Here is a 17783-nt window from a genome sequence, read left to right on the forward strand (position 1 = left end):
AGAAACAGTATACTAATAACTCTTTTGTTTGCCTTAATTGTCATATCTGTCACAGATGCAGATGCGCAAAGAAAAAACCGCTACAGTTACAAGAATAAAAATACTAGCAAGCAATTCTCCAAATACAAGGGGGGGAAAGTTGGTTATTCTGGCGTGGGCAATCCTAAATATACCACTATTGGGGTAAGTATGAACATGAACAATTACTTTGGAGACATTAGTAACTCCAGTAGTAAGTTCAGTACTGACTATAAATTCATCCCAGACGGATTTGGAATTACAGCTTCCAAAGTTTTATACCCTGGTATTTTCCTTAGAGGAGGGTTCAACTATGGACAAATTAAAGTCTCAGATTATTCGACAGGTAGTAGTACTGTCCCAGGGCCAGATGCGAGCAAGCAGGAAACAAGTGACTATGGTCGATGGGCAAGAAACTACCAATTCAAAAATTCAATCAAGGAACTTTCTTTAGGGTTTGAAGTAGATATGATTCCTAGCAATGGTGGAGCAAGAAGACGTTTTCCTATCAACCCTTATATGTTTGTAGGAGTTGCAGTATTTCATCATGCACCTAAAGCGCAAGCACCTGCGTTTGACCAGGCAGGAAACCCAACTGGAAAAAAAGAAGGTGAGTGGGTAGATTTGCACTCTATTGGTACTGAGGGTCAATACTCTGATTCATTGAATCTAAAACCATATAGCAAAGTTCAATTCTCATTGCCATTGGGGCTAGGTGTTAAAGTTAAACTTGCACGTAGTTTTGACTTAAATTTTGAAGTTGGATTCAGGTATTTGTTTACTGACTATTTGGATGATATAGGAGGTAATTATGCCAACTTGGATTATTTTGGGAATGATCATTTGGCACGAGCATTGTCAGAAAGAGGAGCGGAAAGCAAATCGTTGTTGGATGGGAAAGATCGTGGTGACTTAAGTGGAATCACAAGTACTCATGCAGTCCAATTGGATAGATCAAATGCAGACCTCAATTGGAGTGGTGGCTCAACTTATACGCATGGGTACAACTACGTAGCTGGACAAGACAGAGCGAGTTCCAAATACAAGGATTTCTTAGTGACTACTCAGATCAGATTGGTTTACATTCTTGACAAAAAAGGAATGGCTAAAGGTAAGTTCAGGTGATAGCTATTTATTAACTAGAGACTCTATGAGACTAAAAATATTGCCGATTCTGTCGGCATTTCTTTTTTTTACCCAAGTGGGACTGGCGCAACGAACGGAAGTTGGAATTGGTATTGGGGCGATGAGTTATTCTGGTGATATGTTCAGAGGATACAATATCCTCCAACAAAACTTAGGCGTACAAGGCCACTACCGAATCAATTACGACAAGGATGTCAGTTTCAAATTTTCTCTGCTGTATGGGCAAGTATCAGGGAATGACGATAGGCCTTTTGATGCTCTTGGTGAGCAAAGGAATGCTAGTTTTAGTCGAAATATATTGGAAGGTAGTGCAGTGATGGAATTTCATTTTCTAGATTACAAAAACCCAAAATCGGCAATCAAGTGGTCCCCTTACTTGTTTGGGGGAGTTGGTGTTATGAAAATTTTCAATGTCGGTGGAGAAGAAATCAAAGGAATCCAACCGGTAATCCCTTTTGGACTTGGATTCAAATATTTGGCAGGGCGGAAATTTAATGTCGGGGTTGAGTTTGGAGCGAGGAAGACCTTCACAGATTATTTTGACGAGGTATCGGATAGCGAGCTCTACGATAAAGCATCGTTTCAATTTGGAAATCCTGAAGACAAGGACTGGTATTATTTCGTAGGTTTTTCGATTTCTTACGTGATCTTCAAAGTGCCTTGTACCTACCAGTACATACCTAACAGAACACTCTATAAATAGGAAAACTAATTATAGAGTTCATTTTCAGCAAAAAAAGAAACAACTTTGCGGGTTATTTATATCATAAGCCAGAGATATTGGCATGAAAGAGAAGATTGATTCAACAAATATTCCCAAGCATATCGCCATCATCATGGACGGTAATGGACGGTGGGCAAAACAGCGAGGAGCTGCACGTCTATTTGGACATAGGAATGCCATTCAGGCTGTTAGGGACTCGGCAGAAGCTTGTGCAGAAATAGGAGTTGATAGATTGACCCTTTATGCGTTCTCGACAGAAAACTGGAGTAGACCAAAAGCCGAAGTAGATGGATTGATGAATTTGCTGGTTTCGACCATCAAGAAGGAAATTCCTACATTGATGAAAAATAACATTCGGTTGCAACCTCTTGGAGATATTTTGCATTTACCGAAAGAGGCGCAAAAGAATTTGCAATATGGTATTGACCAGACTGCAAGCAATGATGGCATGATTCTCTCACTAGCTTTAAACTACAGTGGCCGTTGGGAAATCGGAGAAAGCGTCAAATGCCTAGTGGAAGATTTGAAGAATAAGAAAATTGAATTTGATGAGATCAATAATCAATTCATCAACCAATACATTAGCGAACATACAATACCAGATGTAGAATTAATGATAAGAACGAGTGGAGAACATAGAATCAGCAATTTTTTACTTTGGCAAGTGGCCTATGCTGAACTGTTTTTCACCGAAACACTTTGGCCTGACTTCAGAAAAAATGATCTCTTTGAGGCTGTAATTGATTTTCAAAAAAGGGAGAGGAGATATGGTAAAATCAGTGAACAACTTACCCAATAATTAACGGCAGAGAAGTCGGCATACTAACAATGAAATTAAAGTTATTACTTTTAGTTCTTATCGCATCTACAAGTGCTTTTGGTCAAATAAGGTACGGAAGCCAAGGTAGGATTAATCCTAGCAATACTGTACGCATTAACTATTCTAATCCGCAAGAATATACCATTGCGGAGATCAAAATTGAAGGCGCAGAGTATCTCGATCAAGTGGCGTTGACCTCAATATCAGGATTGAAAGTAGGGGACAAAATCAAAATACCAGGAGATGACATCACCATGGCCATCAAAAAACTATGGAAGCAAGGTCTGATTGGTAATGTGGAAATCTATGCGACCAAAATAGAAGGAAGCAATGTTTACCTCACCATTGAACTTACAGAAAGACCTAGGTTGAGTAGGTTCAACTTCCACGGCGTAAATAAAAGCCAAGAATCTGATTTGAAAGAAAAAATCGATTTGGTCAGAGGTCGTGTTATGACAGACGCCATCATCAAGAATACTGAAATGACTGTCAAAAAATACTTCTATGAGAAAGGCTATCTCAATACAGAAGTAGATATCAGATATAAAAAGGACTCTATCATCAACAATAGCGTCTTGTTGGACATTCATATCGCGAAAAATAGGAAGGTAAAGATCAGAGATGTCAACTTCGTCGGCAATGGGGAGTACACTGAGATGAAGCTGAAAAGTAAAATGAAAAATACTGGCGAACGTCCAAGATTCAAAATAGCAGGTGCATTGGTGGCCACAGGGATCAATGCATTGAAGCCTAAAGATAAGCGAGTCAAAATTAAAGATGAGGATGACACTCTATGGTACAGTATTTCAAAACCTGCCATGAATTTGATTTATGAAAACGTAAAACTCAATGTCTTTAAGTCATCCAAATTTGTCAAAGAAAAATACGAAGAAGATAAAGAGGCACTCATTGCGTTTTATAACTCGAAGGGATTCAGAGATGCATACATAGCAGAGGATACCATTGTTAGCATTGACGAAAATTCTGTAGATATCAATATCAGAGTGGAGCCAGGTCAGAGATATTATTTCAGAGAAATTACTTGGACGGGTAACTTCATTCATGATGATCGAACACTCAATCAAATATTGGGTGTAGAGAGAGGAGATATTTACAACATGGAGTCTTTGGACAAGAAGTTGAATTATAACCCCAACGGCCCAGATGTGAGTTCGTTGTACATGGACAATGGGTATCTGTTTTTTAGTGTCAACCCCGTCGAAATTAAAATAGAAGGAGATTCCATTGATGTAGAGATGAGAATCTATGAAGGAGCACAAGCTACCATCAGAAAGGTATATGTGACGGGCAATGATAGAACCAATGATCACGTAATCATGCGTGAGTTGAGAACTTTGCCTGGACAGAAATTTAGTAGGTCTGAGTTGATCAGAACACAGAGAGAATTGTCTCAACTGGGTTACTTCAACCCAGAGACAGTGAGTCCTAACCCTATACCTAACCCAGCGGATGAAACTGTAGACATAGAATGGTCACTTGAAGAACGCCCAAGTGATCAAATAGAACTCTCAGGTGGATGGGGAGGCTCATTTGGATTCGTTGGTACATTGGGTCTGACATTCAACAATTTTTCACTTAGAAATCTGACTCATTTTGATAAATGGAGACCTCTACCTGTAGGGGATGGACAAAAATTGTCTCTGAGGTTGCAGGCCAATGGACGTCAATTTCAGAGTTATTCTGTCAGCTTTTCCGAACCATGGCTTGGAGGTAAAAAGCCTATGTCATTTGGTGTGAGTTACAATTACTCTGTGCAAAGGAGTCTTGATTACAACAGAAAGGACATCATAGGATCGATGCAGGTGACAGGGATTACCGTCAGCTTGGGACAGCGTCTCAAGTGGCCTGATGATTATTTTACTTTGAGCAACGCAGTGTCGTACACGACCTACAATCTTTACAGGTTCGGTGGTAGCTTAGGATTTGACAACAGTACAGGTGTGGCTAATAACTTTACCTTCAAGACTACTTTGGCTCGAAATAGTGTTGACAACCCCATGTTCCCGCGAAGTGGATCATCGATTAGTTTGAGTTTAGCATTGACACCACCTTACTCTTTGTTCAATGACTTGGATTATGAAAACAGCCTCCAACAATGAGCGATACAAATGGGTAGAGTACCACAAATGGATGTTTGATGCTGCCTACTATATGCAGATTGTTGGCAATTTAGTTTTACAGGCACGGGCTCATATGGGTTATTTGGGTGCTTATCAAAGCACCACAGGTGTAGGTCCATTTGAGCGATTCCAGCTTGGTGGAGATGGTCTTACGGGATCTAATTTCCTATTGGGTAATGATGTCATTGGATTGAGAGGATATGATAACAATTCGATTACTCCTACGGAGGTTGTCAATGGTAATCAAATCAATGGAGGTACCATATTTAATAAATTTGTATTCGAACTGAGGTATCCAGTTTCGTTGAATCCATCCGCAACGATCTATGTTTTGACTTTTGCAGAGGCAGGCAACAACTGGCTCAATTTCAGTGAGTATGACCCAAATAACCTCTATTCATCAGCGGGCGCAGGTGTGAGAATATTCATGCCAGCATTTGGTCTACTAGGTATTGATTGGGGTTATGGCTTTAGTCCTGATCCTAGTAATCCAAACGGAGGTGCCAGTGGAGGACAAATTCACTTCTCAATTGGTCAAACATTGAGATAATAAATGCAAGAAAGAATAGTCATTAACTAACAATGGATTAATTTTAGCATCTATTATCCGCGTGAAATGAAGAATATTTATAAATTCGGTTCGATTCTTGCGTTTACTCTGATTTTAATTGTAAATGTATCACAGGCCCAAAAATTTGGCTATGTGGATACAGACTACATATTGAGTCAAGTGCCAGAATACGCGGAAGCAAATGGAGAAATAGATAAACTATCCAAAGCATGGGAAGCCGAAATACAGGAAATGTACAAGGAAATCCAGATTCTGGAAGTTGCCCTTAAAGCTGAGGAAGTGCTATTGACCAAAGAAATGAAAGACGATCGATACAAAGAGATCAATCGTAAATGGGATGAAGTGAAGGCCTATCAAAATAAAATTTTTGGTTTTGAAGGGCTGTTCTTTTTGAAGAAGAAGGAATTAATCAAACCAGTCCAAGACAAAGTGTTTGAGGCAATAGAGAAAGTAGCAAAAAAACAGAGATTGCAAATTGTCTTTGACAAATCAGGTGATCTCGTAATGATATATACCGACCCAGTTCATGATTATACTGATTATGTACTCGAAGAGCTAGGTCTGGGTGATAAGAACGATGTAATAAGTAATAATTAATTAGGACAGAAATATGAAAATCAAATCATTAATCGCAGTATTGGCATTCGTGGCTGTATCTGTTAGCTCGCAAGCTCAAGGAGTATCATTCAAATTTGGATATACCAACGTAGAATATATCTTGAGCCAGATGCCAAAGGCGAAACAAGTAGATTCAGAGTACAAAACATATGAATCTCAGTTGCAAAACCAATTGCAATCAAAAGGACAAGAGTTCCAAACCAAATTGCAAGAATATCAGCAAGGTGCAGCAACCATGACTGATATCATGAGAGCTGACAAAGAATCAGAATTGCAAAATCTACAAACAAGACTAGAGACTTTCCAAAAAGATGCTCAAGTTTCATTGCAGAAAAAGCAAACTACGCTTTATGCTCCATTGTTTGAAGAAATCGGTAATGCAATCAAAGCAGTAAGAACAGAAAATGGCTATGACGCTATTTTCAGTACAGGCGTACCAGGAGTAGATATTCTTTTGGATGCAGATGAAAAATATGATGTATCAAACTTGATCTTCAAGAAATTGGGTATCACACCTCCTGCAAAGTAAGCAGAGATAAATTTCGATATAAAGAAAGTCCTTGTTCATCAGATGAGCAAGGACTTTTTTTATTACCTCTCTTAGCACGTGAAGTTGGTTTAAAACTCTGCATTGCCAGGAGTCCTTGGGAAAGGAATAACATCTCTTATATTGGTCATCCCTGTCACGAAGAGGATCATACGCTCAAATCCTAATCCGAATCCACTGTGTGGTGCTGAACCGAACTTTCGGGTATCGAGATACCACCATAGTTCTTCTGAGGGGATTCCCATCTCTGCCATTCTTTGTTCCAGCTTGTCTAAGCGCTCTTCACGCTGCGATCCGCCCACAATCTCACCGATACCTGGGAAGAGAATGTCCATAGCAGCAACGGTCTTGCCATCGTCGTTTTGTCGCATGTAGAATGCTTTGATATCCTTAGGGTAATTGGTCAAGATGACGGGCTTTTTGAAGTGCTTCTCTACCAAGAATCTTTCGTGCTCTGATTGCAAATCTGCCCCCCATGATTCGATCAAATACTGGAACTTCTTCTTCTTGTTAGGATTTGAATTTCTCAAAATATCAATTGCCTCGGTGTAGGTCACACGCTCGAAATCATTTTCTACAACGAATTTCAATCTGTCGAGCAGGTACATTTCTGGTCGCTCAGTTTCCTTCTTGTTTTTGTTTTCTTCTACCTCCCGTTCGTGCAAGAACTTCAAATCATCGGCACAGTGATCCAGTGCATATTGCACCAAGTACTGCAACATTTCCTCTGCCAGATCAGCATTGTCATCGATATCTGCGAAAGCCATCTCTGGCTCGATCATCCAAAATTCAGCCAAGTGTCTGGTAGTATTTGAGTTTTCAGCTCGGAATGTAGGGCCGAAAGTGTAAATCTGTCCCAATGCCATAGCTGCCAACTCTCCTTCCAACTGACCAGATACGGTCAGGTTGGTTTCCTTTTCAAAGAAATCTTGGCTGTAGTCTACCTTGCCATCTTCAGTTCTGGGGACCTGGTTGAGATCTAAAGTCGTAACTTTGAAAGTCTCACCAGCACCTTCTGCATCAGACGCAGTGATGATTGGGGTATGGATGTTGAAGAATCCCTTGTCATTGAAAAAATTGTGCACCGCGAAAATCATCGCGTGACGAATCCTGAACACCGCACTAAAAGTACTGGTGCGAGGACGCAAGTAAGCAATCTCACGGAGGAACTCCATCGAATGCTTTTTAGGCTGCAGAGGATATTTTTCTGGATCTGCCTCACCGAGTACTTCCAGTGATTTGACCATGAGTTCTACCTTTTGGCCAGAGCCCTGTGAGGCGACCAATTCGCCCTTTGCGGCGATACACGCACCTGTTGTGGTGCTTTTCAAAAGTACCTCAGAGATCAGATTAGGATCCACGACCAGCTGTATGTTGTTGATCGTAGAGCCATCATTCAAGGCAATGAATGCTACATTCTTGTTTTGCCTTTTGGTTCTAACCCATCCCTTTACAAGCGTACTGGTCCCAACCTCTCCCGATTGTAATATGTCCAGTATTTTGGTGCGTTTTTCGGTGCTCACTTTGTTTGTTTTTTAAACCTGATTTTTTCAATTCAGGAGTTGAAAGTTATAATCTACTGCTGTCTCTGCTAGTTTTGATGGCAGAAGTCAGTAGGCCATAATTTTTATGACCTAGCCAAATATTCCTCCCAAAAGAAGAAGGAACGCAAAAAAAGGGCTTTTTAAACTGCTTTCCAATTCGTAGTGAATAGTATATGAGAAATAGTCAATTGAGGGCATATAAAGCATGTGCTAAGCTGATTGCTGTTCATCCCTCGAATGCTATTTGATAGAAATTGACAGGCTTCTTTCCTTCTAAGTAGAGGATTCACTCTATTTGCTACAAATTACAAAAGCGGGTTGACAGTCAGTCCACTTTTGGTCATAACGAATTAACTAAACAGTAATGAAGAAATACGATATATATGGCATTGGTAATGCCTTGGTAGATTTGGTATTCGAAGTAGATGAGAAATTCCTATCTGACAATGAGGTCGAAAAAGGTCTCATGACGCTAGTAGAAGAAGACCGACAAAAGCAACTGATCAGCCAGATCCAAGTAAGCGAAAGCATGATGAAAGGCGGTGGATCAGCTGCCAACACGGTCGTGGCTGCTAGCCAATTTGGTGGCACTTGTTACTACTCTTGCAAAGTGTCCAACGATGATTTTGGGACTTTCTACCTCAAAGATTTGAAAGACAATGGCGTGGATACCAAACTTATCCCTGAGACAGCTCCAGCAGGTATTACAGGTAGATGTTTGGTCATGACGACTCCTGATGCTGAGCGTACGATGAATACTTTCTTGGGTATCACCTCTGATTTTTCGGTGGCGGAGATCGACGAAGAGGCGATCAAAAACTCTACTTACATCTACTCTGAGGGATATTTAGTGCCTTCTCCTTCGGGTCGTGACGCCATGAAAAAAGCTATGGAAGTCGCCCGTGCCAATGGTGTGAAGGTTGCACTTTCTTTTTCTGATCCCAGTATGGTCAAGTTTTTCAATGCGGAGATGAAAGAAGTAGTGGGTACCGGGGTTGATTTGTTGTTTTGCAATGAAGAAGAAGCGATGCTCTTTACTGATACGAAAAACATCTTGGATGCCAGAGAAGTATTGAAGGGAGTGGCTAAGAAATTTGTCATCACGATGGGTAAGAATGGTGCGATGATATTTGATGGGGATACCTTCGTCGATATAGAGCCGTATGCAGTAGACGCCATTGATACGAATGGTGCTGGAGACATGTTTGCAGGGGCATTTATGTACGGCATCACGCACGGTCACAGTTATGCCGAAGCGGGAAAGTTGGCCAGTTTGGCATCTTCCAAGGTCGTCTCTCAGTTCGGTCCAAGGCTGGAATGGTCGCAGGCCAAAGAGATTTTGAAACACTTAACAGAATAAAATATTTAAGACCCAAGACCCAAGATTTTGAATTGGTTCTTGGGTCTTGGGTCTAATTTCGCTACCGTTTACATAATATGTTTCGGTGTAGTTTTGATCTATATCATATATTTGTTTTAAATGATAATAGATACAAGACACATGAAGCAATTATTAACCATTTTATTTCTTTCACTGGCAGTCTCGTCAGTTGCGCAAAAGAAAATTACGGTGGAAGATTTCACCGAAAAAGGCACTTTCAGATCTGACTACCTGTCCAGTCTCAACTGGATGAATAATGGTCTGTACTACTCTGCCTTGGAAGACAACCAAATCCTTCGATACAATGTCACCACTGGAGCATCAGATTCGATACTAGTGGATGGTAACAAACTCAATATCAAGATTTCGGATTACGAATTCAGTGACAATGAAAAGAAAATCTTGTTGTTGACGGAGCAAAAATTCATCTACAGAAGATCCTACACAGCAGAGTATTATGTCTATACGTTTGAAGGGAGCGAATTGAAGAAACTTTCAAATGGTGGCCGTCAATCTTATGCGACATTCTCGCCAGACAATTCTATGGTGGCCTTTGTGAGGGAGAATAACCTGTACTATGTCAAGCTTGTCAACATGTCTGAATATGCAGTGACCAAAGATGGTAAATTCGGAAGCATCATCAATGGCAGTACAGATTGGGTGTACGAAGAAGAATTGTACCTAACCAAAGCATTTGAGTGGTCTCCAGACAGCAAAAAAATTGCTTTCTTCCGTTTTGACGAAAGTCAGGTCAAAGAATACAATCTGCAATATTGGGACAATGGAGCCCTCTATCCCCGTGACTACAGATACAAATACCCAAAGGCAGGCGAAGACAACGCTGTGGTGGAGGTTTTCATTCATCAATTGGCTAAAAACGAAAATGTCAAGGTAAAAACAGGCAAAGAGACAGACGTCTATTATCCTAAAATGCAATGGACTCAGGATGCCAACATGCTGTCCTTGATGCAGCTGAATAGATTGCAAAACAAGCTAGATATCTACCATGTCAATGCACAATCTGGTGTGATGACCTTGGTGTTTACAGACAAGTCCAAAACCTATTTGGATGTGACCTATGCACATGAGCTGATTTATCTCAACAATGGGACACATTTTCTTTATTCAACCGAAAGAGAGGGCTACAAGCATTACTACCTACACCGTATGGACGGACAGATGCAAAACCCTATCACCAAAGGCAATTGGGAGGCGGAAGAGTTTGTTGGTTTAGATCAATCTTCTAAGACGCCAGTGCTATACTACATTTCCACAGAGGGATCGTCGATGGAACGCCACTTGTACAAAGTAGACATCAAAGGCAAAGGTAAAATGAAATTGAGCACCAAAGCAGGAACCAATTCTGTGGATATGAGCAAGGATTTCAAATATTACATTGCGTATAACAGTTCTAGTACTACACCTTTGGAGATTTCTTTGGTTTCAACCAAAACCAATAAGCTGATCAAAGTACTCAAAGACAATCAGGCGCTCAAAGATAGAATCCAAGCGTATCAACTCAGCGAAAAAATCTTTTTCCAGATTGACGGGGCAGATCAGAATCAGTTGAATGCCTACATGTTACAACCTGCCAATATGGACAGCACGAAGAAATACCCTGTCTTGATCTATCAATACAGCGGGCCTGGATCTCAAAACGTGACCAATAGCTGGTCTGGTGGACATTACTACTATCACCAAATGCTGGTACAGAACGGCTACATCGTAGTATGTGTAGACTCTCGTGGGACTGGCGGACGCGGAGAGGCGTTCAAGAAAATGACTTACATGAATCTAGGAAAAATGGAAGTAGAAGACATGTTTGCTAGTGCCAAATTCCTAGGTAAGATGAGTTTTGTGGATTCAAATAGAATTGGTATCTGGGGATGGAGCTATGGAGGACACATGTCGTCTCTGGCCATGATGACTGGCGATGGTATCTTCAAAGCAGGTGTAGCCGTGGCACCAGTGACCAACTGGAGATTTTATGACACCATCTACACCGAGCGCTATATGAGAAAGCCTCAGGACAATCCAGAAGGTTATGACAGCAATTCTCCCAACACCTATGCTCAACAGCTCAAAGGGAATTTTCTACTAATCCATGGCACAGGTGATGACAATGTCCATTTCCAAAATGCAGTGATGCTCCAAGAGAGTTTGATTCAGGCCAACAAGCAATTTGATTCATTTTATTATCCAGACAAGGCACATAGCCTATATGGAGGGAAAACACGGACACATCTTTACACGATGATGACCAACTGGATTATGAGCAATTTGTAAAATATAACTACCTTTGTCTTGCGAAAGCAATCCCTTGGTTTACAAGGGATTGCTTTTTTTATACTCTATAGATGAACAGAAAATTTTTCATTGTTGCAAACCCATATTCTGGAAAGGGTAAGGCCCAAGCTGCACTGAGTATGCTCAAAAAGAGGCTGGACAAGGAAAATTTTTACTACGCTATATTCATCACTCCAAAGAGCGAAATCTTAGACGAATTTATAGAGGAAAACCTGTTTACCGATACGACAGATGTGGTCGTGATCGGTGGAGATGGCACAATCAACGCGACACTCAATGCACTCCGCGGAAAAGATATGGTGCTCAGTTTTATCCCTGTGGGGACAGGCAACGATTTCATCAAGACCATTCAAATAGGCAATGATCTGAGTGAGCAAATTCATACGATTATCCATGGTGGAGAAAGAACCATTGATATTGGTATCTGCAATAACCGAAAATTTATCAATGGTGTCGGAGTAGGCTTTGATGGACAAATTGTACATGACGATTTACGATCCAAAAGTATATTTTCTGGACATCTCAAATACCTCTTGCTCGTACTGAAAATATTAGGAAGTTATCGATCAAGAAAGTTTGTCTACTACATGGATGGACAAAGATTGGAAATGAACCTGATCCTAATGGCTGTTCACAATGGGACTACCTTTGGTGGGGGCTTCAAATTGAATCCAGATTCTAAAATTGACGATGGTTTACTCAATATCTGTACTGTTGGCAGAATCTCCTACTTCAGGAGATTTTTTAATGTAGGAAAGTTTAGCTTTGGAACTCATGGTCGATTACCAGAGGTCAATTTTTATCAAGTGAAGCATATCCGTATTGAGACCAATGATGCATTAATGGCTCATATCGACGGAGAGTTTTTTGGTCATCCTCCTTTTGAAATAACGGTGGCAGAAAAAGCGCAGCGAATCAGAGTAAAGAGATAGACTTTTTGCTATTAATCATTTATGAAGAGTTTTCAAAAAGAGATTTTATTGCCAGCCTATCGACGAGGTTTTCATCTCGTAACAGAAGAAATCTTAGCTCATATTCCTGAAATCAAGTCGATTGAGATCGGAATATTCCACGTATTTATCCAGCACACGTCTGCAAGTCTCACAATCAATGAAAATGCTGATCCCACAGTGAGGAAGGATTTTGAAAGCCACATCAACAAAATGGTACCAGAGGATGCTCCATACTACCGTCACAACTATGAAGGGTCAGACGATATGCCCGCTCACATCAAGTCTTCTATGATGGGGAGTTCCGTCTCTATCCCCATCACACACGGGAAACTCAATATGGGTGTCTGGCAAGGCATCTATCTCTGCGAACACCGAAACCACGGAGGCTCTAGGAGATTAGTGCTCACTGCGATGGGGAATTAGAAACAGGGGCAAAGTTCAAATCTTGAATTCATTCTAGCTTTTCATCATAAACCACTTCGCCAGCGTCTTGTAATTCACCTTGGTGCCGTGCATGAAGATGCCCACTCTGTAGATTCTACTGGCGAGCCAAGTTGTGAATAAGAAGCCTCCAATCGTCAATAACATGGACAAAATAATCTGCCATGCAGGTACATCAAACGGAATCCTCATCATCATGATCACTGGGGATGTAAAGGGAATCATTGACAACCAGAAAGCAAAGCTTCCGTGGGGATCGTTGATTACGGCTGACAACACTACCACAGAGAAAATGAGTGGAATGGTCACCGGAAACATGAACTGCTGTGAATCTGCGTCACTGTCCACGGCCGAACCAATGGCCGCAAACAAAGCACCATAAAACAAATAGCCAGCTATGAAGTAAAATACAAAACACGAAATAACCAAAGGCAGATTAATATGCCCTACAGCATTCATGGATTTTTGAATCACCTCTTGAGTTTGCGAGTTGTTGGCTGCCATGGGTGTCGTCTGGTTGGCTTGACTGATGGCTTCCATCTGCTCTGGAGTTGCATCACCTACTACGAATGAACTGATGCCAGTGACAATCGCACTTGATAGCGCCACCCAAAGCAAAAATTGGGTCAGACCTACGCTACCTACTCCTATTATCTTGCCCATCATAAGATGAAAAGGTCTGACCGAAGCAATGATTACTTCGATAATTCTGTTTGTTTTTTCTTCGATCACGCCACGCATGATTTGCGCACCATAGAGGAAGATGAAAAAATAAATAAGAAAGGCACCTAAATACCCTACTGCAGTAGCCGCTCCTGTGCTGCTTTCATTTTCGTCTCCCGACTCAGAGAGGTTGACCGTCTGAACATAGACTTGGGCTTTCAGTCCATCCAAAAACTCTTGGTTGAGTCCTGAGTTCAACAACTTAATATTTTCAACTCTATCTCTCATCATTCCCTCCAGACTGGCTTGAAAACTAATGCCCGGGTTTTGAGTAGCGTAGAATTTGGCACCTTCAGGGTTTTCGATAGTCATTTCTGGAATGTACAGCAGTCCAAATACATCATTGCTATTGAGGGTAGATTTGGCCGATTCTAGATCTTCATCGATGTACTCATAGGTGGTATTGTCATTGCTTACAAACTCATCGGTAAACAACCCAGACTCATCTAGGATTTGTATCACCTTGTGATCCCCTTCGCGAGTAGCCAACCAGATAGGGACAATAAACAGACCTGAGAACAAAAGAGGCCCTAAAATTGTCATAATCAAAAAGGATTTCTTTTTGACTCGTGACATATATTCTCTTTTGATAATGAGTAAAATCTTATTCATGGCTGGTGGGTTTTACAGTGGAAATGAAAATGTCATTGATGGATGGGATTTTTTCGTTGAGAGAAACCAAAGTTGAGTTTTGAGTGATCTTGTTGACCAAATCATTTACGCCGAAGGAATCCAATAACTTGATTTCAGACTGCATCACTCCTTCCTGTTCGTGACTATTTACAATGTCAAACTGATCAGAAGGACTCAACTGTTGGCCAGTATATTCGACGATGAATGTATTGTCTCGGTAGCGATTTTTGATCTCCTTTTTAGAACCTGAAATGACCAAACTGGCGTGATGGATCAAAGCTATGTCATCGCACAGCTCCTCCACAGATTCCATTCTGTGTGTCGAAAAGATGACAGTGGTGCCTCTGTTTCTCATTTCCAATATTTCATCTTTGATCAGGTTGGCATTGACTGGATCAAAACCAGAAAACGGTTCGTCTAAGATGATCAAACTGGGGTCATGAATCACCGTCGCTATAAACTGAATTTTTTGCTGCATGCCTTTGGACAAATCCTCGACATTCTTATTCGTCCAAGAACTGATTTCTAATTTCTTTAACCAAAATTTGATTTTGTCTACTGCATCAGATTTGGACATTCCCTTGAGTTGTGCAAGGTATAGGAGTTGTTCTCCCACTTTCATCTTTTTGTAGAGTCCTCTTTCTTCTGGGAGGTAACCGATTTTTCGGATGTGTTCTGGTTCCAATTTGGAACCGTGAAAAAGAACCTCTCCAGCATCGGGCATGATGATTTGAGTAATGATTCTAATCAGGGTGGTTTTACCAGCACCATTGGGTCCTAATAGTCCAAATATGCTGTTTTCTGGGATTGAAAATGAAATGTTTTCGAGGGCTTGGTGGCTACCATAGGCCTTAGAAATTTCCTTAATGTCTAATAAATTCAAGTCAAGTCGATTATGTGATACGCTAGTTTAGTACCATTTGACAAAAATTTCTTACAAGATTGGAAATTTATTTTACGTACTCGAAGGTTATATTGCCTAATGCCACGTCTATGACGAATTCCATCAGGTTTTTTGCATTGGGTTTGTAGCTTTTGCTAGCATAGATGCCATCGCCTATTTTTTCAAACCCTTGTTCGAGGGAATACTTGCACAAAGGAGAGCTCTTGAAGCGGATGATTGCTGGGAACTCGGACTCTGGGACAATGACTTTGAGCGTACCTGCACCGATGCTTGCATTGACAGTACATTTCTGACTGACCCCTTGTCCAAAATCCAGTACAGCTGTCCCAAATCCCACTTCGGCAATTACATGATTGGCTCTAGCCAGGTGCATCTTTTGTGTGACCAATGTACCCAAGTCTACTATTACCGAAAATGTATCCATTTGACATCTGTTCATTCCGCCAGCACTGTAGTTGATGTTGACATCTGCACTGCCAGATTCTATTTTAAAATGGGCCACTGAGAGGTTGGATAGGTCGATGTAAGTGTCACCCACTCCGTAGTTCAAATTGAGCTTGTAGATTTTTTGGTCTGTGAGGTAGACTTTCCAATAGTCCTTTTCTGAGGCACTGCTTTCACTCCCGAAAACATTGTAAGTGATGGCGTGACTTAATCCCCGCTTGTTGTAGTCTTCTAGTTCTAGGTTGACCCAGTTGGTCGCTCCGCGGACGGATGATTTGAATGTAGGATTGACATCAGAAAGGGAAGGATTACCATATATGGTGAGGGGATCTTGGTGGTGGGAGGGTTTGACGAAGCAAGTGCCAGAAGTGGCCTTCATGGAAAAATCAACAGTGTCGTAGGAAGCATCGTTCTTCAAAGTATAAAACTTCTTCAGTTGACAATGCCCCTCAAATCCCCATGCACATGCTGCCAAAGCAACCAACAATATCCTAAACATGAATGTAGTTACGGAAAACAGAACTTTCTGGTTATAAATCATCTTGAATTACTTAATTCAAGCGGTAATTGCAAAAAATAGTAACAAGTGAAGTACCAACCCTTCACTCTTTTTCTTATCAATACTGGGTCAATTCACGTATTTTCCCAATTATAAACCTCGAAAATAAAATGAAAGGGTTGAAATCAAAAATTCCAGCCCTTTCATTCTCCATTTTCTATCATTCCTTTAGCTCGGATCAAAAGAATTCTTTGATTTTCTCGAAGAATCCTTTATCTGTCTTAGAAGGATTTGGCGCAAAGTTGTCAGAGTTGCGCATGCTTTCGAGTTTTTCACGCTCATCTGCCGTCAAGGTCTTGGGAGTCCATACGTTGACGTGGATCAACTGATCTCCTTTGCCATATCCATTGATATCCTTGATTCCTTTGCCTCTGAGACGAAGAATTTTGCCACTTTGTGTTCCTGCATCGATTTTGATCTTGACCTTGCCATCGATGGTGGGGACTTCTACAGAAGTACCTAATACTGCATCTACGAAATTCAAATAGAGATCAAAAACAATGTTGTTTCCATCTCTTTTGAGGATTTCTTCTTCCTTCTCTTCTATGACGATGAGCAAATCACCAGGTACTCCACCCCCTGGGGCTTCATTTCCCTTGCCAGACATAGAGAGTTGCATGCCTTCTACTACACCAGCAGGAATTTTGACTGAGATGACCTCTTCTTTGTATGTCAAGCCTGAGCTATCTACCCCTGGAGGTTTCTTGTCTATGGTTTGTCCTGCGCCATTGCATGAGGGGCAAGTTGATGCAGATACCATCTGTCCTAGCATGGTGTTGACGACCTTTTGTACCTGACCTGAACCTTGACATTGGGGACAAGTTCTGAAAGTCACGCCATCGGCAGCCACTAGTCTGTTTACCTTTATTTTTTTCTCTACACCGTGTGCGATGTCTTCGAGAGACAGTTTCAGTTTGATACGAAGGTTGGTGCCTTTTCTTCTGCGCTGACGTCCACCGCCTCCACCGAAGAAGCTTTCGAATCCTCCGCCTCCACCTCCGCCACCGAAGATGTCTCCAAACTGAGAGAATATGTCGTCCATAGACATACCGCCTCCACCATAACCACCCCCACTAGAGGCTCCACCCATTCCCGCATGACCAAACTGATCATAGCGTTGTTTCTTTTGTGGGTCGCTCAAGACTTCATAGGCTTCAGCAGCTTCTTTGAAACTCTCTTCTGCCTCTTTGTTGTCTGGGTTTTTGTCTGGGTGATATTTGATAGCAAGTTTACGATAGGCCTTTTTGATCTCATCAGCCGTCGCGGACTTGCTTACCCCCAATACCTCGTAATAATCTCTTTTTGCCAT

General features: G+C 41.3%; 16 protein-coding genes. 11 read left to right on the forward strand and 5 right to left on the reverse strand.

Translation table 11 applies throughout. The annotated features are described in order from the left end of the window. Nucleotides 1-24 precede the first annotated feature (24 nt). The 7 genes from N6H18_RS07020 to N6H18_RS07045 all read left to right on the forward strand — a co-directional run bounded on the left by N6H18_RS07020 (nt 25) and on the right by N6H18_RS07045 (nt 6567). Complete coding sequence (locus N6H18_RS07020) at nt 25-1143, forward strand: DUF6089 family protein (RefSeq protein ID WP_262311130.1); 1119 nt, start codon at nt 25-27, stop codon at nt 1141-1143. A 25-nt stretch (nt 1144-1168) separates the two neighbouring features. After that, nucleotides 1169-1867 carry a type IX secretion system protein PorG gene (porG, locus tag N6H18_RS07025; protein WP_262311131.1) on the forward strand — a complete coding sequence of 233 codons (699 nt, stop codon included), beginning with the start codon at nt 1169-1171 and terminating at the stop codon, nt 1865-1867. 82 nt (nt 1868-1949) lie between these two features. Beyond that, the gene (locus N6H18_RS07030) at nt 1950-2687 is read left to right on the forward strand and encodes an isoprenyl transferase (RefSeq protein WP_262311132.1); all 738 of its coding nucleotides are present in this window, start codon (nt 1950-1952) and stop codon (nt 2685-2687) included. A gap of 29 nt (nt 2688-2716) precedes the next feature. Next, nucleotides 2717-4828, forward strand: coding sequence for a BamA/OMP85 family outer membrane protein (locus N6H18_RS07035; RefSeq protein WP_316044840.1), 2112 nt, complete (start codon nt 2717-2719; stop codon nt 4826-4828). After that, complete coding sequence (locus N6H18_RS18640) at nt 4806-5399, forward strand: BamA/TamA family outer membrane protein (RefSeq protein ID WP_316044841.1); 594 nt, start codon at nt 4806-4808, stop codon at nt 5397-5399. Before N6H18_RS07035 ends, N6H18_RS18640 begins: the two co-directional genes overlap by 23 nt. A 66-nt stretch (nt 5400-5465) precedes the next feature. Beyond that, entirely contained in the window at nt 5466-6017 is a 552-nt protein-coding gene (locus N6H18_RS07040; RefSeq protein ID WP_262311133.1) for an OmpH family outer membrane protein, read from the forward strand. 13 nt (nt 6018-6030) lie between these two features. Further along, complete coding sequence (locus N6H18_RS07045) at nt 6031-6567, forward strand: OmpH family outer membrane protein (RefSeq protein ID WP_262311134.1); 537 nt, start codon at nt 6031-6033, stop codon at nt 6565-6567. An 89-nt stretch (nt 6568-6656) separates the two neighbouring features. Here the strand turns inward: N6H18_RS07045 and asnS are convergent, their stop codons facing one another. Continuing rightward, on the reverse strand, nt 6657-8108 hold the full coding sequence (gene asnS, locus N6H18_RS07050) for an asparagine--tRNA ligase (protein WP_262311135.1): 1452 nt from the start codon (nt 8106-8108) through the stop codon (nt 6657-6659). A gap of 385 nt (nt 8109-8493) precedes the next feature. Between asnS and N6H18_RS07055 the strand changes: the two genes are divergently transcribed. The 4 genes from N6H18_RS07055 to N6H18_RS07070 all read left to right on the forward strand — a co-directional run bounded on the left by N6H18_RS07055 (nt 8494) and on the right by N6H18_RS07070 (nt 13193). After that, nucleotides 8494-9489 carry an adenosine kinase gene (locus N6H18_RS07055; RefSeq protein ID WP_262311136.1) on the forward strand — a complete coding sequence of 332 codons (996 nt, stop codon included), beginning with the start codon at nt 8494-8496 and terminating at the stop codon, nt 9487-9489. 141 nt (nt 9490-9630) lie between these two features. Further along, entirely contained in the window at nt 9631-11796 is a 2166-nt protein-coding gene (locus N6H18_RS07060) for a S9 family peptidase (RefSeq protein ID WP_262311137.1), read from the forward strand. A gap of 71 nt (nt 11797-11867) precedes the next feature. Next, nucleotides 11868-12749, forward strand: a complete 882-nt coding sequence (locus tag N6H18_RS07065) for a diacylglycerol/lipid kinase family protein (protein WP_262311138.1) — start codon at nt 11868-11870, stop codon at nt 12747-12749. Nucleotides 12750-12770: 21 nt separating this feature from the next. After that, on the forward strand, nt 12771-13193 hold the full coding sequence (locus N6H18_RS07070) for a secondary thiamine-phosphate synthase enzyme YjbQ (RefSeq protein WP_262311139.1): 423 nt from the start codon (nt 12771-12773) through the stop codon (nt 13191-13193). A 33-nt stretch (nt 13194-13226) separates the two neighbouring features. Here N6H18_RS07070 and N6H18_RS07075 read toward each other — a convergent pair whose 3' ends face one another. From N6H18_RS07075 to dnaJ, 4 genes are all read right to left on the reverse strand, one after another. Continuing rightward, nucleotides 13227-14546: an ABC transporter permease gene (locus N6H18_RS07075; RefSeq protein WP_262311140.1), complete on the reverse strand. Its 1320-nt coding sequence runs from the start codon at nt 14544-14546 to the stop codon at nt 13227-13229. Then, nucleotides 14539-15450 (reverse strand): ABC transporter ATP-binding protein, encoded by a 912-nt coding sequence (locus N6H18_RS07080; protein ID WP_262311141.1) that lies wholly within the window; start codon nt 15448-15450, stop codon nt 14539-14541. Before N6H18_RS07080 ends, N6H18_RS07075 begins: the two co-directional genes overlap by 8 nt. A 67-nt stretch (nt 15451-15517) precedes the next feature. Continuing rightward, nucleotides 15518-16414 (reverse strand): hypothetical protein, encoded by an 897-nt coding sequence (locus tag N6H18_RS07085; protein WP_262311142.1) that lies wholly within the window; start codon nt 16412-16414, stop codon nt 15518-15520. 238 nt (nt 16415-16652) lie between these two features. Further along, entirely contained in the window at nt 16653-17783 is a 1131-nt protein-coding gene (dnaJ, locus tag N6H18_RS07090) for a molecular chaperone DnaJ (RefSeq protein WP_262311143.1), read from the reverse strand.

It is taken from the genome of Reichenbachiella agarivorans (assembly GCF_025502585.1).
Taxonomy (GTDB): Bacteria; Bacteroidota; Bacteroidia; order Cytophagales; family Cyclobacteriaceae; genus Reichenbachiella; species Reichenbachiella agarivorans.